The sequence below is a fragment of the Poseidonocella pacifica genome, from assembly GCF_900111875.1.
In the GTDB taxonomy this organism is placed as follows: domain Bacteria; phylum Pseudomonadota; class Alphaproteobacteria; order Rhodobacterales; family Rhodobacteraceae; genus Poseidonocella; species Poseidonocella pacifica.
The window spans coordinates 191,467-207,449 of record NZ_FOJU01000002.1; the positions used below are offsets into that span (position 1 = coordinate 191,467).

Sequence of the window (15,983 nt, forward strand, 5' to 3'; positions counted from 1 at the left end):
CTTGCAGGCGAGCCTGCGCGGCGCTAAACGCAATCCGATCAGAGAAACCGGAGAGTCACATGTCGATCGACAAGGACACCGCCGCCCGCGTGGCAAAGCTTGCCCGTATCAGGGTCGAGGAGGACGCGCTCCCCGATTTGGCAAACGAGTTCAACAACATCCTGACCTTCATCGAACAACTGTCCGAAGTTGACGTCGACGGGGTCGAACCGATGACCTCCGTGACGCCGATGGCCCTGCCCCGCAGGGCGGATGTCGTGACCGAAGGCGGCGATGCTGGCCCCGTTCTTTCCAATGCCCCGGACGCCCGAGAAGGGTTCTTCGCCGTGCCCAAGGTTGTGGAGTAATCGCGTGACAGACCTCAACAAACTGACCCTGGCAGAGGCGCGCGACCAACTACGCGCCAAGGAATTCACCTCCGTCGAATTGACGCAAGCCTGCCTTGATGCGGTCGAAGCCTCCAGCGCTCTGAATGCTTTCGTGCACAACACGCCCGAAATCGCCATCGCGCAGGCAGAAGCCGCCGATGCGCGCCTTGCCTCAGGCGATGCGCCGGCGATGTGCGGCCTCCCCCTCGGGATCAAGGATCTGTTCTGTACCAAGGGCGTCCCCTCACAGGCGGCCTCTCGCATCCTCCAAGGGTTTCTACCAGAATACGAAAGCACCGTTACGCAAAACCTCTTCGATGCGGGTGCGGTCATGCTGGGCAAGCTCAACATGGACGAATTCGCCATGGGGAGTTCAAACGAGACTTCGGTTTATGGCAATGCCGTGAACCCGTGGCGCCGTGGCAACGACGATACCCCGCTGACGCCGGGCGGCTCTTCAGGGGGGTCCGCCTCTGCCGTCGCGGCTGACCTCTGCCTCGCGGCCACGGGCACCGATACCGGTGGCTCTATCCGCCAACCCGCTGCATTCACCGGCATTACGGGCATCAAACCGACCTACGGGCGCTGTTCCCGCTGGGGCGTTGTGGCTTTTGCCTCCTCGCTCGACCAGGCTGGGCCCATGACGAAATCCGTGCGCGATTCCGCGATCATGCTGGAGACGATGTGCGGCCATGATCCCAAGGATTCCACTTCCGCCAACCTTCCGGTACCGAATTTTGAGGCGATGCTGACCGGAGATATCCGCGGCAAGGTCATCGGGATCCCCAAGGAATACCGGTTGGACGGCATGCCCGAGGAGATCGGAGCGCTGTGGGATGATGGCATCGCGATGCTGAAGGCGGCGGGTGCGGAAATCCGCGAGATCTCCCTGCCCCACACGAAGTACGCGCTTCCCACCTATTACGTGATCGCGCCTGCCGAAGCCTCATCCAACCTCGCCCGGTATGACGGGGTCCGTTATGGCCACCGCGCGACCCTCGCCCAAGGCGACGGCATCACCGAGATGTACGAAAAGACCCGCGCCGAAGGCTTCGGCCATGAGGTTCAGCGCCGCGTCATGGTCGGCACCTATGTGCTGTCGGCTGGGTTCTACGACGCCTATTATAACCGCGCCCGCAAGGTTCGGACCCTCATCAAGCAGGATTTCGAAGCGGTGTTCGAGGCCGGTGTCGACGCAATCCTGACACCCGCGACGCCCTCTGCTGCCTTCGGACTGGGCGAGATGTCAGAGGCCGATCCGATCCAAATGTACCTCAATGATGTTTTCACCGTGACTGTGAACCTCGCCGGGCTGCCGGGGATCTCCGTGCCTGCGGGGCAAAACAAGCAAGGCCTTCCGCTTGGTCTCCAACTCATCGGCCGGCCGTGGGAAGAAGGCGATCTGCTCAACACCGCCTATGCGCTGGAGCAGGCCGCAGGATTTGATGCCAAACCCGGGAAATGGTGGTAAACCCCTATCATGATACATATGCCGCTTACTCGTTTCCTCTCCGGTTGCGCCCTTTTGGGGGTGATGGCCGGGTGCGCCCCGACGATCCCGGACAGCGGGAATCCTGTCATCTATCAGACCTCGCCACAGCGCGAGGCTGCCCTTGCCGGCGAAGATTTCGACACAGCAGCACCGCAGGCAGGGGCTGAAGCCGTGGGTGCTTCGGGGATTTCCGCGGAGAACGACTTCGAGCGTGTGGGGGAGCTTCGGACCATCGAATCCGACGCCCAGCGGATGGAGCGGCTTCGCCAGCAGTATCAGGTGGTACAGCCGACCGCCGTGCCGTCCCGGACCAATAGTGGCCCCAACATCGTGCAATACGCCGTGAGCACAAGACATGCCCCCGGAACGCCAATCTATTCCCGGCTGAACCTTCGGACCGCTGCCGCGCACCAACGCAAATGCGCAAGCTATGCCTCGGCCGATCAGGCGCAACTGGCTTTCCTCAGCGCTGGCGGACCGGACCGGGACAAGCTGGGCCTAGACCCGGATGGCGATGGCTTTGCCTGTGATTGGGATCCCTCGCCCTTCCGGCGCGCGGTGGGCGGCTAAAGGGCGGTGACGCCCCTCTGGCATCCCTCCCCCAACTTCGGCCCCCGGCGAGATGGCCTGACACCGCAGATCGTCGTGATCCACTACACGGCGATGCAATCCACCCAAGCCGCCCGAGATTGGCTCTGCAACCCCGCCTCCGAGGTGTCTGCCCATTACCTGATTTGCCCGGCGGGCAGCGTGGTGCAGATGGTGGAGGAAGGCATGCGCGCGTGGCATGCAGGAGCGGGGCGCTGGCGCGATTTCACGGATGTAAATTCCGCGTCCATCGGGATCGAACTTGCCAATACCGGCGACGCGCCCTTCCCCGAGCCGCAGATAGCCGCGCTTGAGCGGCTTTTACAGGGCATCGTGACGCGGCACGGAATCAAGCCGGACAATGTCATTGGCCATTCCGATATGGCACCGGGCCGAAAGATCGACCCCGGCCCGCGCTTCGACTGGCGCCGGTTGGCCTATCGGGGACTTGCGGCTTGGCCGCAAGCGGGCCGCACCGACGGGGATTTTCGCGCAGCCGCCATGGCGGCGGGGTACACGGCAGAGGTGGATGACGAAACAATGCTCGCCGCGATACGTCTTCGTTTTCGGCCATGGGCGGAAGGGCCCGCTGCGCCCGAGGATATCGCCTGCCTGACAGGCCTCTGCGCCTAGAGCCGGCCTGAGATCAGTTGACCCAGCGTGCCCGGCGCTTGTTGGCCGAGACGCATCCGATAGACCATCATCGCTTCGGTAACGCGCATGACATAGTTGCGTGTTTCACGGAAGGGGATCGTCTCGATCCAATCAACCATCACTTCGGGCGTACCGCCACGCGGATCGCCATACTCCTGCATCCACCGCGTTGGACGAGAGGGGCCAGCGTTGTACGCGGCGGCGATCATGATCGGGTTGCCATCGAACCGCCCGTGCAGCTTGCGCAGATAGGCCGCGCCAAGGCGGGCATTATACCGCCAGTCTGCGAGCAAGGCCTCCTCATTATACTGAACGCCGACCTCGCGGGCCATGTCCTGTGCCGTGCCGGGCATGATCTGCATGAGACCCCGCGCACCCACAGGACTGACAACGAGCGGATCGAATTCGCTTTCCCGCCGCGCGATCGAGAGCAACAGATCGGAAGGCACGCCCAGATCCATGGATTCCAGCGGATGGCGAGCGAAGTATGGCCCGGGCAGCACCGCACCTTGCCGCGCCCCCTGTTTTCCGAGCATGACGGCGATATGGGGAGAGCCGAGTTCTATGGCCATGTTCCCGAGCGATCCAAGCTCTTCGGGCGACAACCGTTCAGCCAGATGAACGAAGAACCGCTCCGCGAGATAGTGTTCGCCCGCCGCGAGCGACAGAACCCCCGCCTGAAACACTGATGTCGACACGAACCCCGCACCACGCCAGGAGGGCATCTCGGTATCGCCGCGCAAAACGGGATCAGGCTCCAGCCCGGCCTTCTCCGCCGCGAGCAACCCATAGAAACTCGTCTGATGCAGCGCTGCTTCGGAATAAGCGCGATCAGCCGCTTCGGTATCGCCAAGCGCGTCATACGCCCGCCCGATCCAATAGCCTGCCCTCCCCAGAGAGATGGGCGATTCCACCCCCACAGCGAAGGCCTTGAAATGATCGAGCGCGCGCGCCGGGTTTTCGAGCTTCAGCGACAGATAGCCGGCCAGCCATTCCAGATCGGCATAGTCCGTGCCCTCCAGAAGAAAGTGTTGCGACGCGATGCGGTAGGCGAGGCCAAAGTCCCCCGCACGCATTTTCTCGCGGGTCAAAATCCGGCGCCAGTTTCCCCAAGCACCCGGATTTCCAAGGGCCGTCGCGCTGCTGCTCTGGGCAAGGAGCAGTTCCACCGCGCTGTCCGTCCGTCCCGCGCGTGCACGCCACAAGAACCGTTCGTATGCCAGCCCCGCGTGCTGAGACAGCGCCTGAGGCACTGCTTCGATCAACGTATCGACACCGTCCTGACGGGCCCGCAGCGCGATCCGCGCCTTGGCAAGCGACCGCCATCCTGCATCGACTAGTGGCAGCATCCGTTCCGCATTCGCGGCCTCGCCTCGCCACAGCATGGTATCGAGACGTGCCGTATGGTGATCAGCCAGTATATCGCCATACAGCGCCAGAATCGCCGTTTGCGTGTCCTCACCCATGGAGAGGCTGCGCCAAGCGAGGATGATGGTGTCGTGGGCCGCCCGTTCATGCCCCCCTGCGAGCAAGGCACGGGCATGGGCCATTGCGCCCTCAGCGGTCTGAGGCAACCCCTCGGAGAAGAATTGCAGGATCTGCGCATCGGGGGCCTTGGCCATCGCCTCTTCGGACCGTCGGCGCAGCAGGTCTATCCCCGGCCAATCGCCGTTCCGGTCGAGAAAATCGACAACTTCCTGCCATGTGCCGCGCCCGGCACGCAGCCGTTGCCACTCGATTATGTCGCCACCCACAACCCCGTCACGCCCGGCCAGCTGCGCCGCCATGGTCCAATCGCCCTGTCGCATTGCCGCCATACCCGCACTCAGCGGTCGCGGCGGTTGCTGCGCCTGCGCCGTTGCGGCGTTGCATAGCAACGCCAGGATTAGGCAAAGCCTTGCGATCATCTCTTGCATTTCCGGGACCTGTGGATATTGAGCGCCACCATATCGGCGCGTACCAAACCCGCAACTCTCAAACTTGGCAAAGTTGTACAAGGGCGTTACACCCGCCGCCGATCATCAGGGGCTTTGCGGCCCGGCAAACAAAGGAGCGTATCATGTTCAGAGGATCATTTCCTGCACTGGTTACGCCGTTCAAGGACGGCGAACTGGATCTGGCGACGCTCAAGAAACTTGTCGAATGGCACATCGATCAAGGGAGCCACGGACTTGTGCCCGTCGGCACCACCGGTGAAAGCCCAACCCTGAGCCATGGGGAGCACGACACGGTCGTCGCCACCGTCATCGAGGTCGCGGCCGGGCGCGTGCCGGTCATTGCGGGCGCTGGCTCCAACAGCACGCGGGAGACCCTGCGGCTCTGCGAGGCGGCCAAGACAGGCGGCGCGGATGCCGCGCTGGTTGTGACCCCGTATTACAACAAGCCGACCCAAGCGGGCATGATCGAGCATTTCAGCGCCGCTGCGGATGTTGGCCTGCCGATCATCATCTATAACATTCCGCCGCGCTCGGTGGTGGACATGACCCCCGCGACGATGGGCGAGTTGGCCAAGCACCCAAACATCATCGGGGTCAAGGACGCGACCGGGGATCTGGCGCGGGTGTCGGCACAGCGCATCGCCTGCGGCAAGGACTTCGTCCAACTCTCGGGCGAGGATGCCACCGCGCATGGCTTCAACGCCCAAGGCGGTCAGGGCTGTATCTCTGTCACGGCAAATGTCGCGCCCAAGCTCTGCTCCCAGATGCAAGAGGCCACCCTGGCAGGTGATTATGCCAAGGCCTTGGAAATCGCGGATAAATTGATGCCGCTGCATTTCGCGATCTTTGTCGAGCCGGGGCTGGTCGGGGCCAAGTACGCCATGTCGCGGCTCGGGCTCTGCGGCGAGGAAGTGCGCCGTCCGCTGCTGCCACTCACAGACCCGACCCGCGCCAAGATCGACACGGCGCTGGATCATGCGGGCCTGCTCTAAGCGCTCCAGACAGGACAGACATCGCCCGGCGCAGGTCGGGCGCTGAAAACGCCGCGCGCGATGGCTCTGGCGAGGCATATGCTTGCGGTGTGACCGATCAGAAGCAGGTCCTCAGGCGGGGTCTGCACTTCCCTCGAACCGGTCGACACGGCAAAGATCAGATCCCCGTCCAGTGGCGTATGGCTGGGCAAAAGCGCGCGGGCCATACCGTCGTGGGCGGCGGTTGCAACCCGTGTACATTGCGCTTGAGTGAGGGCGGCATCCGTGGCGACGATGGCGATTGTCGTATTGGCACCCTGCCCTCCCAACTTGGTTTTTATCGTTTTCGGATAATGACTTGCGGGGCCAATCCCCCCAAACTCCTGCCCCTCTTCCCATGGGGCCGCCCAGAACTCCCGCCCCTCCCCGACAGTGGCCGAGCCGAGGGCGTTGACGGCCACGAGGGCGGCGACGGTGGTGCCGTTGGGGAGGCGGCAGGAGGTGGAGCCGAGGCCGCCTTTGAAGGTGGCGGTGGTGGCGCCGGTGCCGGCCCCTTCGGAGCCGAGGGCGAAGTCGGGGGCGGCGGCGTCGAAGGCGGCGCGACCGAGGGCCGGATAGGGGTTCGCCGTCCAGTCCTTGGCACCGCCGTTGAGCAGATCAAAGAGGATCGCGCCGGGCACGATGGGCACACGAACGGGCCCCACCGCAAAGCCGCGCCCCGCCGCGACCAGCCCGTCCGAGACCCCATCGCAGGCCGCGAGGCCAAAGGCGCTGCCACCGGAAAGTACAATAGCATCAACCTCTTGCACCGTCTTGTCGGGCGCGAGCAACTCCGTCTCTCGGGTGCCGGGCGCGCCGCCCATGATGCTGACCCCGGCGACGAAAGGGACCGTGGAGGTGAGCACGGTAACCCCCGATTTCAGCGCCGGATCGGAGGCATTTCCGACCAGAAGCCCCGGCACATCCGTGATGAGATTGCGTGCGCCCCTGTCCATCCTTACCCCTCCTGCGGGTCATCCCGACGGGGCCGAGGCTAGCAGGTGCGGACTTGCGTGAAAATGGGCTAAGCCTCTGAAAAGCGGGTATGACTTTTGTATGACATCTGTATGACTCCGCGGCATACACCTGTCATACCCCACAGCGGGGCGGCGAAGCCGCTTGTCTGACCCGCGCCGCGCCACTAAACGGGGGCCGACCGCAAGACGTCTGGAGCCACAAATGCGCCTGTCCCGCTACTTCCTTCCCGTCCTCAAGGAAACGCCCGCCGAGGCGCAGATCGTCTCGCACCGCTACATGCTGCGCGCCGGCATGATCAAGCAGGCGAGCGCGGGGATTTATTCGTGGCTGCCGCTTGGCTTCAAGGTGCTGCGCAAGATCGAAAACATCATCCACGAGGAACAGGCCCGCGCGGGCCACATCGCGATGCAGATGCCGACGATCCAGTCGGCGGACCTGTGGCGCGAGAGCGGGCGCTATGACGCCTATGGCGAGGAGATGCTGCGCATCACCGACCGCCACGACCGCGAAATGCTGTTCACGCCCACGGCCGAAGAGCTGATCACCGACATCTTCCGCAGCTATGTGAAATCCTACAAGGATCTGCCGCTGACGCTCTATCAGATCCAGTGGAAGTTCCGCGATGAGATCCGGCCGCGTTTCGGCGTGATGCGGGGCCGCGAATTCTATATGAAGGACGGCTATAATTTCGACCTGACCAAGGAAGATGCGCTGCACGCCTATAACCGGCATCTGGTGTCCTATCTGCGGACCTATGAGCGGATGGGCCTTCAGGCGATTCCCATGCGCGCCGACAGCGGACCGATCGGCGGGGACAACACGCACGAATTCCTCGTGCTGGCCGAAACGGGCGAGTCGGAGGTTTTCTATGATGCGCAGATCACCGATCTGAAGTTTGGCGACCGCGAGATCGATTTCGACAGCCATGAGCAATGCCGGGCGGTGCTTGACGAGTTTACCTCGCGCTATGCCCGCACCGACGAGACCCATGACGAGGCCGTCTGGGCCGAGGTGCCCGAAGAGCGCAAGCGGACGGCGCGCGGCATCGAGGTCGGACAGATCTTTTATTTCGGGACCAAGTATTCCGACGCCATGGGCGCGACGGTGCAGGATTCCGAAGGCGGCAAGGTGCCGGTGCACATGGGCAGCCACGGCATCGGGGTGTCGCGCCTGCTTGGGGCGATCATCGAGGCGAGCCATGACGACAAGGGCATCATCTGGCCCGAGGGCGTGACCCCGTTCCATTGCGGGATCGTGAACCTCAAGCAGGGCGACGACGAGGCGGATGCCGCCTGCGAATCGCTCTATGCGTCGCTGACAGCACTCGGGCTGGAGCCGCTCTATGACGACCGGAACGAGCGGGCGGGCGGCAAGTTCGCCACGATGGATCTGATCGGGCTGCCATGGCGGATCACGGTTGGGCCGCGCGGGCTCAAGAACGGGGTGGTCGAAGTGACCAGCCGCCGCACCGGCGAGAGCGAGGAATTGCCGCCCGAACAGGCGGTGGAAAAGATCGCCCGGATCTATGGTGTGCTCGGTGCCTGACAAGGGCATGGCGAAGCGCATCGGGCTTGCCGTCGTCTGCGGATTGATGGGCATGGTCCTTGCCCCGCTGTTCGGGGTCGGCGGCGGCATTGGCGCGATCGTGGGCGTGGTGTTCTTTGCCCTGTCGCGGATCTCTGCTTCGGGCGGTAAGGACGAGTGAGACGCCCTGCGCCTTTTGCTGCCTATGAGTGGATGATCGCCTGGCGCTATATGAATGCGCGGCGGGCCGAGGGCGGCATTTCCGTCATGACATGGATCAGCCTGATCGGGATCACGCTGGCGGTGCTGGCGCTGATCGCGACGCTGTCAGTGCGGGCGGGATTCCGGGCGGAATTCGTCGATACGATCCTTGGGGCGAATGCCCATGTGACGGTCTATGAAAGCGGTGAGATCAACGCGGCGGGCGCGCTGGACCGGCGGATCGTCGAGTTTGGGGCGATGGCCGAGCGGCTGGCGGCGGTGCCGGGCGTGACGCGGGCGGCGCCGTTGATCCGCGGACAGGTGATGGCCAATGCGCAGGACGCGAATGCCGGGATCGAGGTCTATGGCATCGCGCAGGCGGATCTGGCCGAGTTGCCGCGCATCGCGGACCCATCGACGGGGCGCGGCGATCTGGCCCGTTTCGCCGAAGGGATCGCCATCGGGTCCGGTGTGGCGCGGGAATTGAACGTGGCCGTGGGCGACCGGGTGCGGGTCATCTCCCCCAACGGGGTGCGCACGGCCTTTGGCACCTCGCCCCGGACCAAGGCCTATGAGGTCGTCTATATCTTTACCGCGGGGCGCTATGACATCGACCGCACGCGGGTCTATATGCCGTTCACGGAGGCGCAGGATTTCTTCAACAAGCCCGGCGCGGCGGATGAGATCGAAGTGATGGTCGAGGCGCCCGAGGCGGTGGACGCGATGGCGCCTGCCTTGCTGGAGGCGGCGGGACCAAATGCGCTGCTTTGGACATGGCGGGATGCGTCGGGGGCCTTCTTGCGGGCGCTCGACATCGAGGACAACGTGATGTTCATCATCATGGCGATCCTCGTTCTGATCGCGTCGATGAACATCGTGTCCGGCCTCGTGATGCTGGTCAAGAACAAGGGCCGCGACATCGGCATCCTGCGGACCATGGGCCTGACCGAGGGGTCGGTGCTGCGGGTGTTTTTCATCTGCGGGGCTTTCACGGGGATTTTCGGCACCTTGGGCGGGGTCGTGCTTGGGTGTCTGTTTGCGATCTATATCGATCCGATCTTTGCCTTCGTGAACTATCTGTCGGGGGGCGGCGTCTGGGATCCGCAGATCCGGGGGATCTATGCGATTCCGGCCAAGCTGAACGCGAGCGACGTGCTCTCGGCGGTGGCGCTGTCGCTGGGGCTGTCGTTTGTGGTGACGATCTTTCCGGCGCGGCGGGCGGCGCGGATGAACCCGGTGGAGGCGCTTCGCTATGAGTGAGCCGGTGCTGGAGCTTCGCGGGATCGAAAAGGTCTATCTGCGCGGCGAGGCGGGTGAGGTGCGTGTGCTCGACGGGGCCGAATGCCGCCTGACGCCGGGAGAGATGGTCGCGCTTGTGGCGCCCTCGGGGGCGGGCAAGTCGACGCTGCTCCATATCGCGGGGCTGCTCGACACGGCAGATGCGGGCACGGTCGCGATCGGCGGCACGGATTACACCACCGCGTCCGACCGGCGGCGAACGGTGGCGCGGCGGCGCGATGTGGGATTTGTCTATCAGTTTCACCACCTGCTGCCGGAGTTCAGCGCGCTGGAGAATGTCGTGCTGCCGCAGCTTGCCAACGGGGTGCCCCGTGCGGAGGCCCGCACCCGCGCCGAGGAATTGCTGGACCGTGTCGGCATCCTGCCCCGCGCCACGCATCGCCCCGCCGCGCTTTCGGGTGGAGAGCAACAGCGGGTGGCCTTCTGCCGGGCGCTGGCCAATGCTCCGCGCTTGCTGCTGGCCGATGAGCCGACCGGCAACCTTGATCCGGCGACCTCGGAGACGGTGTTTGACGCGCTGACACGGCTGGTACGGGAAACCGGGCTGGCCGCGCTGATCGCCACGCATAACCTTGACCTCGCCGCGCGCATGGACCGGGTGCTTGTGCTCCGCGAGGGGCGCCTCGTCCCGCAATGAGCGCCGCGACGAAACCGCCCTTGTGATTGACTTCGCGCCCGGCGACACTCTTTTGAAATGCGACAGACCCAATCGGAGACCCGCCTTGGCTTATGTGAAATGGATCCTGCTCGCGATTGTCGCCATACTGGTGGCGTCCGTGGTGCACTATACCCTGCCCCAGACCGACATCGTGCGGATCACCGACACCTATGAAAAGCGCGTGGACGTGGGCGAAAACCGCCTGTTCTGGTCCAACGCCAGTTCCGGGTTCAGCACGAGCCAGCCGGGGCGGGATGTCTTTTTCATCCAGACGCGCCGCGACGATGGTGACGTCATGGTCTATCGCAACGAGGATACCGGCTGGGGCTGGCCGCCGTTCTTCAAGTTCAACACCTCCAACCTTCAGGCAGAGGCCAACGATCTGCGCAGCACCGGCGAGGCCCCGCAGTGGGTCCGGCTGCGGCACTATGGCTGGCGCAACGAGATGTTTTCGATCTTCCCCAACGCGCTGTCGGTGGAGCCAATCGCAAGCCCGGCCGAGGGCAAGGGTTGGCCCATCGGGACAATCGTGGTCCTGACCCTGCTTGTCGCGGCGATCTGGGCCGTGACGGTGCGCATTCGCCGCTTCTTTGCCCGACGCCGGGCGCGCCGCGAGGCCTGATGCACCGCGTCGATGAGCTTGCGAGTTGTGACATCGGCCCGAGCGGGCTGCTGCGCATATCGGGGATCAAGGAGCGCTATCAGCGGCCCGGCTATCTTGAGGCGCTGGACCGCACCACGCTTTGGTACGATGCGCTGGCCACGGACAAGAGCACGATCCTGATCTGTCCCAAGCTGCGCAACCTTGAGGCGCCGCTGCGCACCGGGGTGGCAGTGGACGGCGAGCGGGTCTGGCCCCGCATCAAACGCTTTGCACGGCACGATATTGTCACCCTGCCCCGCGCGGGGCGGGAGGTGTCGGTCACGATCGAAGGCCAGCGGTTTGCCAGCGCGGTGAGCGCGCCGGGGCGGGATCTCTTTCGGGGGAGCAACGCGGCGCTGTTCATATCCAAGGACAACGACCTTGGGTGGATCGACGAATACATCCGCTATCACCGGCATTTCCACGATCTGCAATCGCTCGTGGTGATCGACAACGCCAGTACCGCCTATTCGGCGCAGGACCTGTCGGATTGTCTGCGGGATGCGGGGCTTCGGGCCTCTGTCGTGTTGCGGGCGCCGTTCCTCTACGGGCCGCGCGGGCGGCGGCCCTTTGCCCGAACCGAAAAGTTCCTTCAGACGGCAATGTTCAACCTCGTACGGCTTCGGTATCTGGCCGAGGCGCGGGGGGTGCTGTCGTCGGATATCGACGAATTGCTGCACACGCCCGGTGTTCGGATTTTTGACCATGTGCAACGGGGGGCCGGGTTCGTCGTGCTGCCCAAGGCGTGGCGCTATACGGAGGCCACCGGCCCCGCCCCGCAGAGCGCGCACCGGTTCAAACGGGACGACAGCCGCGACCACGCCCCCAAATGGGCGATCCGCCCGACGGGGCCGATGGGCCGGTTTTCGTGGGATACCCACCGGCTGGAGGATTTTCCGGCCAACGGGCTGTTTCGGCGGCGCTTCGGGCTTTTCTGGCACTGTCACAGCACCACGACCGGGTGGAAGGAGCATCGGCTTGGCGGCAAGGCCCGCGCGCTTGTGCCGGACCCTGAGATGACCGCCGCGCTGGGCGCGGTGTTTGGTGACGCTACGACAGACTTGTAATGATTTTCGCGCCCAAGCAGGGCATAGTCGGAATTCAGGAGGCCCCGCGATGACACAGACGACCAGCGCCATGACCACCGGAGCGGAGCAATTGCCGCAGGTGCACGAGCCGCGCAACGAGGGCGTGCCGCTCGATCTTGATGTGGTGCTGTCGGCCCGGGCCAACACTTCGGCCATCGAACGCCGTTGTGCCACCCTGCCGGGGCGGCGGACGGTGAAGAAGGACTATCAGGCGGCCTGGCTTGCGCGGGCGATTTCCTGCATCGATCTGACCACGCTGGCGGGAGACGATACCGAGGCGCGGGTGCGGCGGCTTTGCGCCAAGGCACGCCAGCCGGTGCGGGCCGATCTGCTGGAGGCGCTTGGGCTTGAGGGGCTGACGGTTGGGGCGGTCTGTGTCTATCACGACATGATCCCCGCGGCGGTGCGCGCGCTGGAGGGATCGGGCATTCCGGTGGCGGCCGTGTCCACCGGGTTTCCCGCGGGCCTGTCGCCGTTCCACCTGCGCGTGGCCGAGATTGGCGAGAGCGTGAAGGCAGGCGCGCGTGAGATCGACATCGTGATTTCGCGGCGGCATGTGCTGGAGGGCAACTGGCGGGCGCTGTATGACGAAATGCGCGCCTTCCGCGAGGCCTGCGGCGAGGCGCATGTAAAGGCGATCCTTGCCACGGGGGAGCTTGGCACGCTGCGCAACGTGGCGCGAGCCTCCATGGTTTGCATGATGGCGGGGGCCGATTTCATCAAGACCTCGACCGGCAAGGAGAGCGTGAATGCCACCCTGCCCGTGTCCCTCGTGATGATCCGCGCGATCCGCGAGTATCAGGCGATGACGGGCGTAAAGGTCGGCTACAAGCCAGCGGGGGGGATTTCCAAGGCGAAGGACGCATTGGTCTATCTTGCGCTGATGAAGGAAGAGCTGGGGGACCGCTGGCTGCGGCCCGACCTCTTCCGCTTCGGCGCCTCGTCGCTGCTTGGCGATATCGAGCGGCAGTTGGAACACCACGTGAGCGGGGCCTATTCGGCCTCGTGGCGCCATGCGATGGCCTGAGCGCGACCTCTGCGCTGCCATTTGCGAATTTTGAGACAATGCAAAGAGAAGACGCCATGACCATCAAGGACATCTTCGAGACAATGGATTACGGACCGGCACCCGAGAGCGGGGCAGAGGCGATGGCGTGGCTTGACGGCAAGGGGCGCAAGTTCGGGTGCTTCATCGGCGGATCGCACACCAAGCCGGGCGCTCTGTTCGGAACGGCCAACCCGGCGGCAGGGGACCTGCTGGCAGAGATCACCCAAGCCTCGGCGGGTCAGGTCGATGCAGCAGTTTCGGCAGCGCGCAAGGCCCTGCCCGGCTGGCAGAAGCTTGGCGGGCACGGACGGGCGCGGGTGCTCTATGCGCTGGCGCGGGCGTTGCAGAAGCATTCGCGGCTGTTCGCGGTGATCGAAACGCTCGACAATGGCAAGCCGATCCGGGAGGCGCGGGATATCGACGTTCCGCTGGCGGCGCGGCATTTCTACTATCACGCGGGCATGGCGCAACTCATGGAAGCCGAGCTGCCCGGGCGGGAGGCTATCGGGGTTTGCGGACAGGTGATCCCGTGGAATTTCCCGCTGCTGATGCTGTCGTGGAAGATCGCGCCCGCGCTGGCGATGGGCAATACCGTGGTGCTGAAGCCGGCGGAATACACGCCCCTTACCGCGCTGCTGTTTGCGGAGATCTGCACCGAGGCGGGCGTGCCGCCCGGGGTCGTGAACATCGTCACGGGCGATGGCGCGGTGGGCGAGATGATCGTGACCCATGAGGGGGTCGACAAGGTTGCGTTCACCGGATCGACGGCAGTTGGCCGCCGCATCCGCGAGGCCACCGCCGGAACGGGCAAGGCGCTCAGCCTCGAGCTTGGGGGCAAATCCCCATATATCGTGTTCGACGATGCCGATCTGGATTCCGCGGTCGAAGGGCTTGTCGATGCGATCTGGTTCAATGGCGGTCAGGTTTGCTGTGCCGGGTCCCGTCTTCTGGTGCAGGAAAGCGTCGCCGAACGGTTCCACGAGAAACTGAAAGCGCGCATGGCCAAGCTGCGCGTGGGCGATCCGATGGACAAATGCGTGGACGTGGGCGCCATCGTGCACCCCGTGCAGCTTGAGAGCATCACCCGCATGGTGGAGGCGAACAGGGCCGGAGAGGTGTACCGCGCAGAGACGGCGATGCCCGCCACGGGCAGTTTCTATCCCCCCACGCTGATCACCGGGCTCGACCCAGCCGATACGTTGATGCAGGAGGAAATCTTTGGCCCGGTGCTTTGCGGGACGACGTTCCGCACCCCGGCCGAGGCGGTGCAGATCGCCAACAATACCCGCTACGGCCTTGCGGCGACGCTGTGGAGCGAGAACATCAACCTCGCCCTCGATATCGCGCCCAAGCTGGTGGCCGGGGTCGTCTGGGTCAACGGGACCAACATGTTCGACGCGGCGGCGGGCTTTGGCGGGGTGCGCGAGAGCGGATTCGGGCGCGAAGGCGGTTGGGAAGGGCTTGCGGCCTATACCAAGCCATCGGGCAAGGCGAAGCCCTTGGCGCGGATCGACGCGCTTGGGGGCAACGGTGCCACGGCAGAGGGGCTCGACCGGACGGCCAAGCTCTATGTCGGCGGTAAGCAGGCGCGGCCCGACGGGGGCTATTCGCGCGGCGTGCACGGCAAGAGCGGTGCGCTGCTTGGGCAAGTGCCGGTGGCAAACCGCAAAGATCTGCGCAATGCCGTTGAGGCCGCCCAAAGCGCGGCAGGCTGGGCCAAGAGCACCGGCCATCTGCGCGCGCAGATCCTGTATTACATCGCGGAAAACCTCGAGGCGCGGTCAGTTGAGTTTGCCGAGCGGATCGACGCCATGACCGGCAAGCGCGGCGGGCAGGATGAGGTCGCGGCGAGTGTCCGGCGGCTGTTCACCTATGCGGCGTGGGCCGACAAGTTTGACGGACAGGCACATGGTGTGCCCATCCGGGGCGTGGCGCTTGCCATGCGGGAGCCGGTTGGCGTCATCGGGGCGCTCTGCGCGGATGAGGCACCGCTGCTGGGGCTCGTGTCGGTGATGGGCGCGGCGATGGCGATGGGCAACCGGGCGGTCCTCGTGGCGTCGGAGCCATTCCCACTGGCCGCGACGGATTTCTATCAGGTGCTGGACACCTCCGATGTGCCGGCGGGCGTGGTCAACATCCTGACCGGCGCCCATGCGGAGCTTGCCCCCGTACTGGCGTCGCATCTTGATGTGGATGCGGTCTGGTCCTTCTCGTCGTCGGATCTCTCCGGGATCATAGAGCGCAAGTCTGCGGGCAATCTCAAGCGCACATGGGTCAATCATGGCCGCGCGCGGGATTGGACCGGCGAGGATGCGCGCGCGTTTCTTGAGGCCGCGACCGAGGTCAAGACGGTCTGGATTCCCTACGGCGAATGAGCTGATCGGGCGGGCCGCGCCCGATCAAATCGTGCGATCCCTCTGGCAAGGGCTGCGTTTCACGCCCTCAACAGGCGGAATTCACATGCCTGTCACCTCTGCGTTACGAGAACGTCACGG

The 15,983-nt window shown here is 64.7% G+C and carries 15 protein-coding genes; 13 read left to right on the forward strand and 2 right to left on the reverse strand.

The genetic code is table 11. From position 1 onward, the window contains the following. Positions 1-59: 59 nt before the first annotated feature. The 4 genes from gatC to BM234_RS06085 are packed head-to-tail and all read left to right on the forward strand — an operon-like array spanning position 60 to position 3,081. Positions 60-347 (forward strand): Asp-tRNA(Asn)/Glu-tRNA(Gln) amidotransferase subunit GatC, encoded by a 288-nt coding sequence (gatC, locus tag BM234_RS06070; RefSeq protein ID WP_092061838.1) that lies wholly within the window; start codon positions 60-62, stop codon positions 345-347. Positions 348-351: 4 nt separating this feature from the next. Beyond that, positions 352-1,839, forward strand: coding sequence for an Asp-tRNA(Asn)/Glu-tRNA(Gln) amidotransferase subunit GatA (gene gatA, locus BM234_RS06075; RefSeq protein ID WP_092061841.1), 1,488 nt, complete (start codon positions 352-354; stop codon positions 1,837-1,839). Positions 1,840-1,857: 18 nt separating this feature from the next. After that, positions 1,858-2,430, forward strand: coding sequence for a hypothetical protein (locus BM234_RS06080; RefSeq protein ID WP_092061843.1), 573 nt, complete (start codon positions 1,858-1,860; stop codon positions 2,428-2,430). Between the two features lie 6 nt (positions 2,431-2,436). Continuing rightward, entirely contained in the window at positions 2,437-3,081 is a 645-nt protein-coding gene (locus BM234_RS06085) for an N-acetylmuramoyl-L-alanine amidase (RefSeq protein WP_092061846.1), read from the forward strand. On the opposite strand, the gene BM234_RS06090 is transcribed toward BM234_RS06085, so the two are convergent. Beyond that, complete coding sequence (locus BM234_RS06090; RefSeq protein ID WP_092061849.1) at positions 3,078-5,018, reverse strand: transglycosylase SLT domain-containing protein; 1,941 nt, start codon at positions 5,016-5,018, stop codon at positions 3,078-3,080. The two genes, BM234_RS06085 and BM234_RS06090, sit on opposite strands and share 4 nt — an antisense overlap. A 143-nt stretch (positions 5,019-5,161) precedes the next feature. On the opposite strand from BM234_RS06090, the gene dapA reads away from it, so the two are divergent. Continuing rightward, on the forward strand, positions 5,162-6,031 hold the full coding sequence (gene dapA, locus BM234_RS06095) for a 4-hydroxy-tetrahydrodipicolinate synthase (protein WP_092061852.1): 870 nt from the start codon (positions 5,162-5,164) through the stop codon (positions 6,029-6,031). On the opposite strand, the gene BM234_RS06100 is transcribed toward dapA, so the two are convergent. Further along, positions 6,028-7,005, reverse strand: coding sequence for a P1 family peptidase (locus BM234_RS06100; protein ID WP_092061854.1), 978 nt, complete (start codon positions 7,003-7,005; stop codon positions 6,028-6,030). The genes dapA and BM234_RS06100 overlap by 4 nt on opposite strands. A gap of 223 nt (positions 7,006-7,228) precedes the next feature. On the opposite strand from BM234_RS06100, the gene proS reads away from it, so the two are divergent. From proS to BM234_RS06140, 8 genes are all read left to right on the forward strand, one after another. Further along, positions 7,229-8,572 carry a proline--tRNA ligase gene (gene proS, locus BM234_RS06105; protein ID WP_092061857.1) on the forward strand — a complete coding sequence of 448 codons (1,344 nt, stop codon included), beginning with the start codon at positions 7,229-7,231 and terminating at the stop codon, positions 8,570-8,572. A 7-nt stretch (positions 8,573-8,579) separates the two neighbouring features. After that, entirely contained in the window at positions 8,580-8,732 is a 153-nt protein-coding gene (locus BM234_RS17440; protein ID WP_175501211.1) for a hypothetical protein, read from the forward strand. Between the two features lie 32 nt (positions 8,733-8,764). Next, a complete protein-coding gene (locus BM234_RS06115) occupies positions 8,765-10,012 on the forward strand; it encodes a lipoprotein-releasing ABC transporter permease subunit (RefSeq protein ID WP_092061862.1) in 1,248 nt (415 codons plus the stop codon). After that, entirely contained in the window at positions 10,005-10,688 is a 684-nt protein-coding gene (locus BM234_RS06120; protein WP_092061865.1) for an ABC transporter ATP-binding protein, read from the forward strand. The genes BM234_RS06115 and BM234_RS06120 overlap by 8 nt, the downstream gene beginning before the upstream one ends. A gap of 94 nt (positions 10,689-10,782) precedes the next feature. After that, positions 10,783-11,331 (forward strand): DUF1523 family protein, encoded by a 549-nt coding sequence (locus tag BM234_RS06125; protein WP_425439236.1) that lies wholly within the window; start codon positions 10,783-10,785, stop codon positions 11,329-11,331. Continuing rightward, entirely contained in the window at positions 11,331-12,419 is a 1,089-nt protein-coding gene (locus BM234_RS06130; RefSeq protein WP_092061872.1) for a hypothetical protein, read from the forward strand. Before BM234_RS06125 ends, BM234_RS06130 begins: the two co-directional genes overlap by 1 nt. Positions 12,420-12,468: 49 nt before the next feature. Continuing rightward, positions 12,469-13,467, forward strand: a complete 999-nt coding sequence (gene deoC / locus BM234_RS06135) for a deoxyribose-phosphate aldolase (RefSeq protein WP_092061874.1) — start codon at positions 12,469-12,471, stop codon at positions 13,465-13,467. Positions 13,468-13,523: 56 nt separating this feature from the next. Then, on the forward strand, positions 13,524-15,863 hold the full coding sequence (locus tag BM234_RS06140; protein ID WP_092061877.1) for an aldehyde dehydrogenase family protein: 2,340 nt from the start codon (positions 13,524-13,526) through the stop codon (positions 15,861-15,863). Positions 15,864-15,983 lie beyond the last annotated feature (120 nt).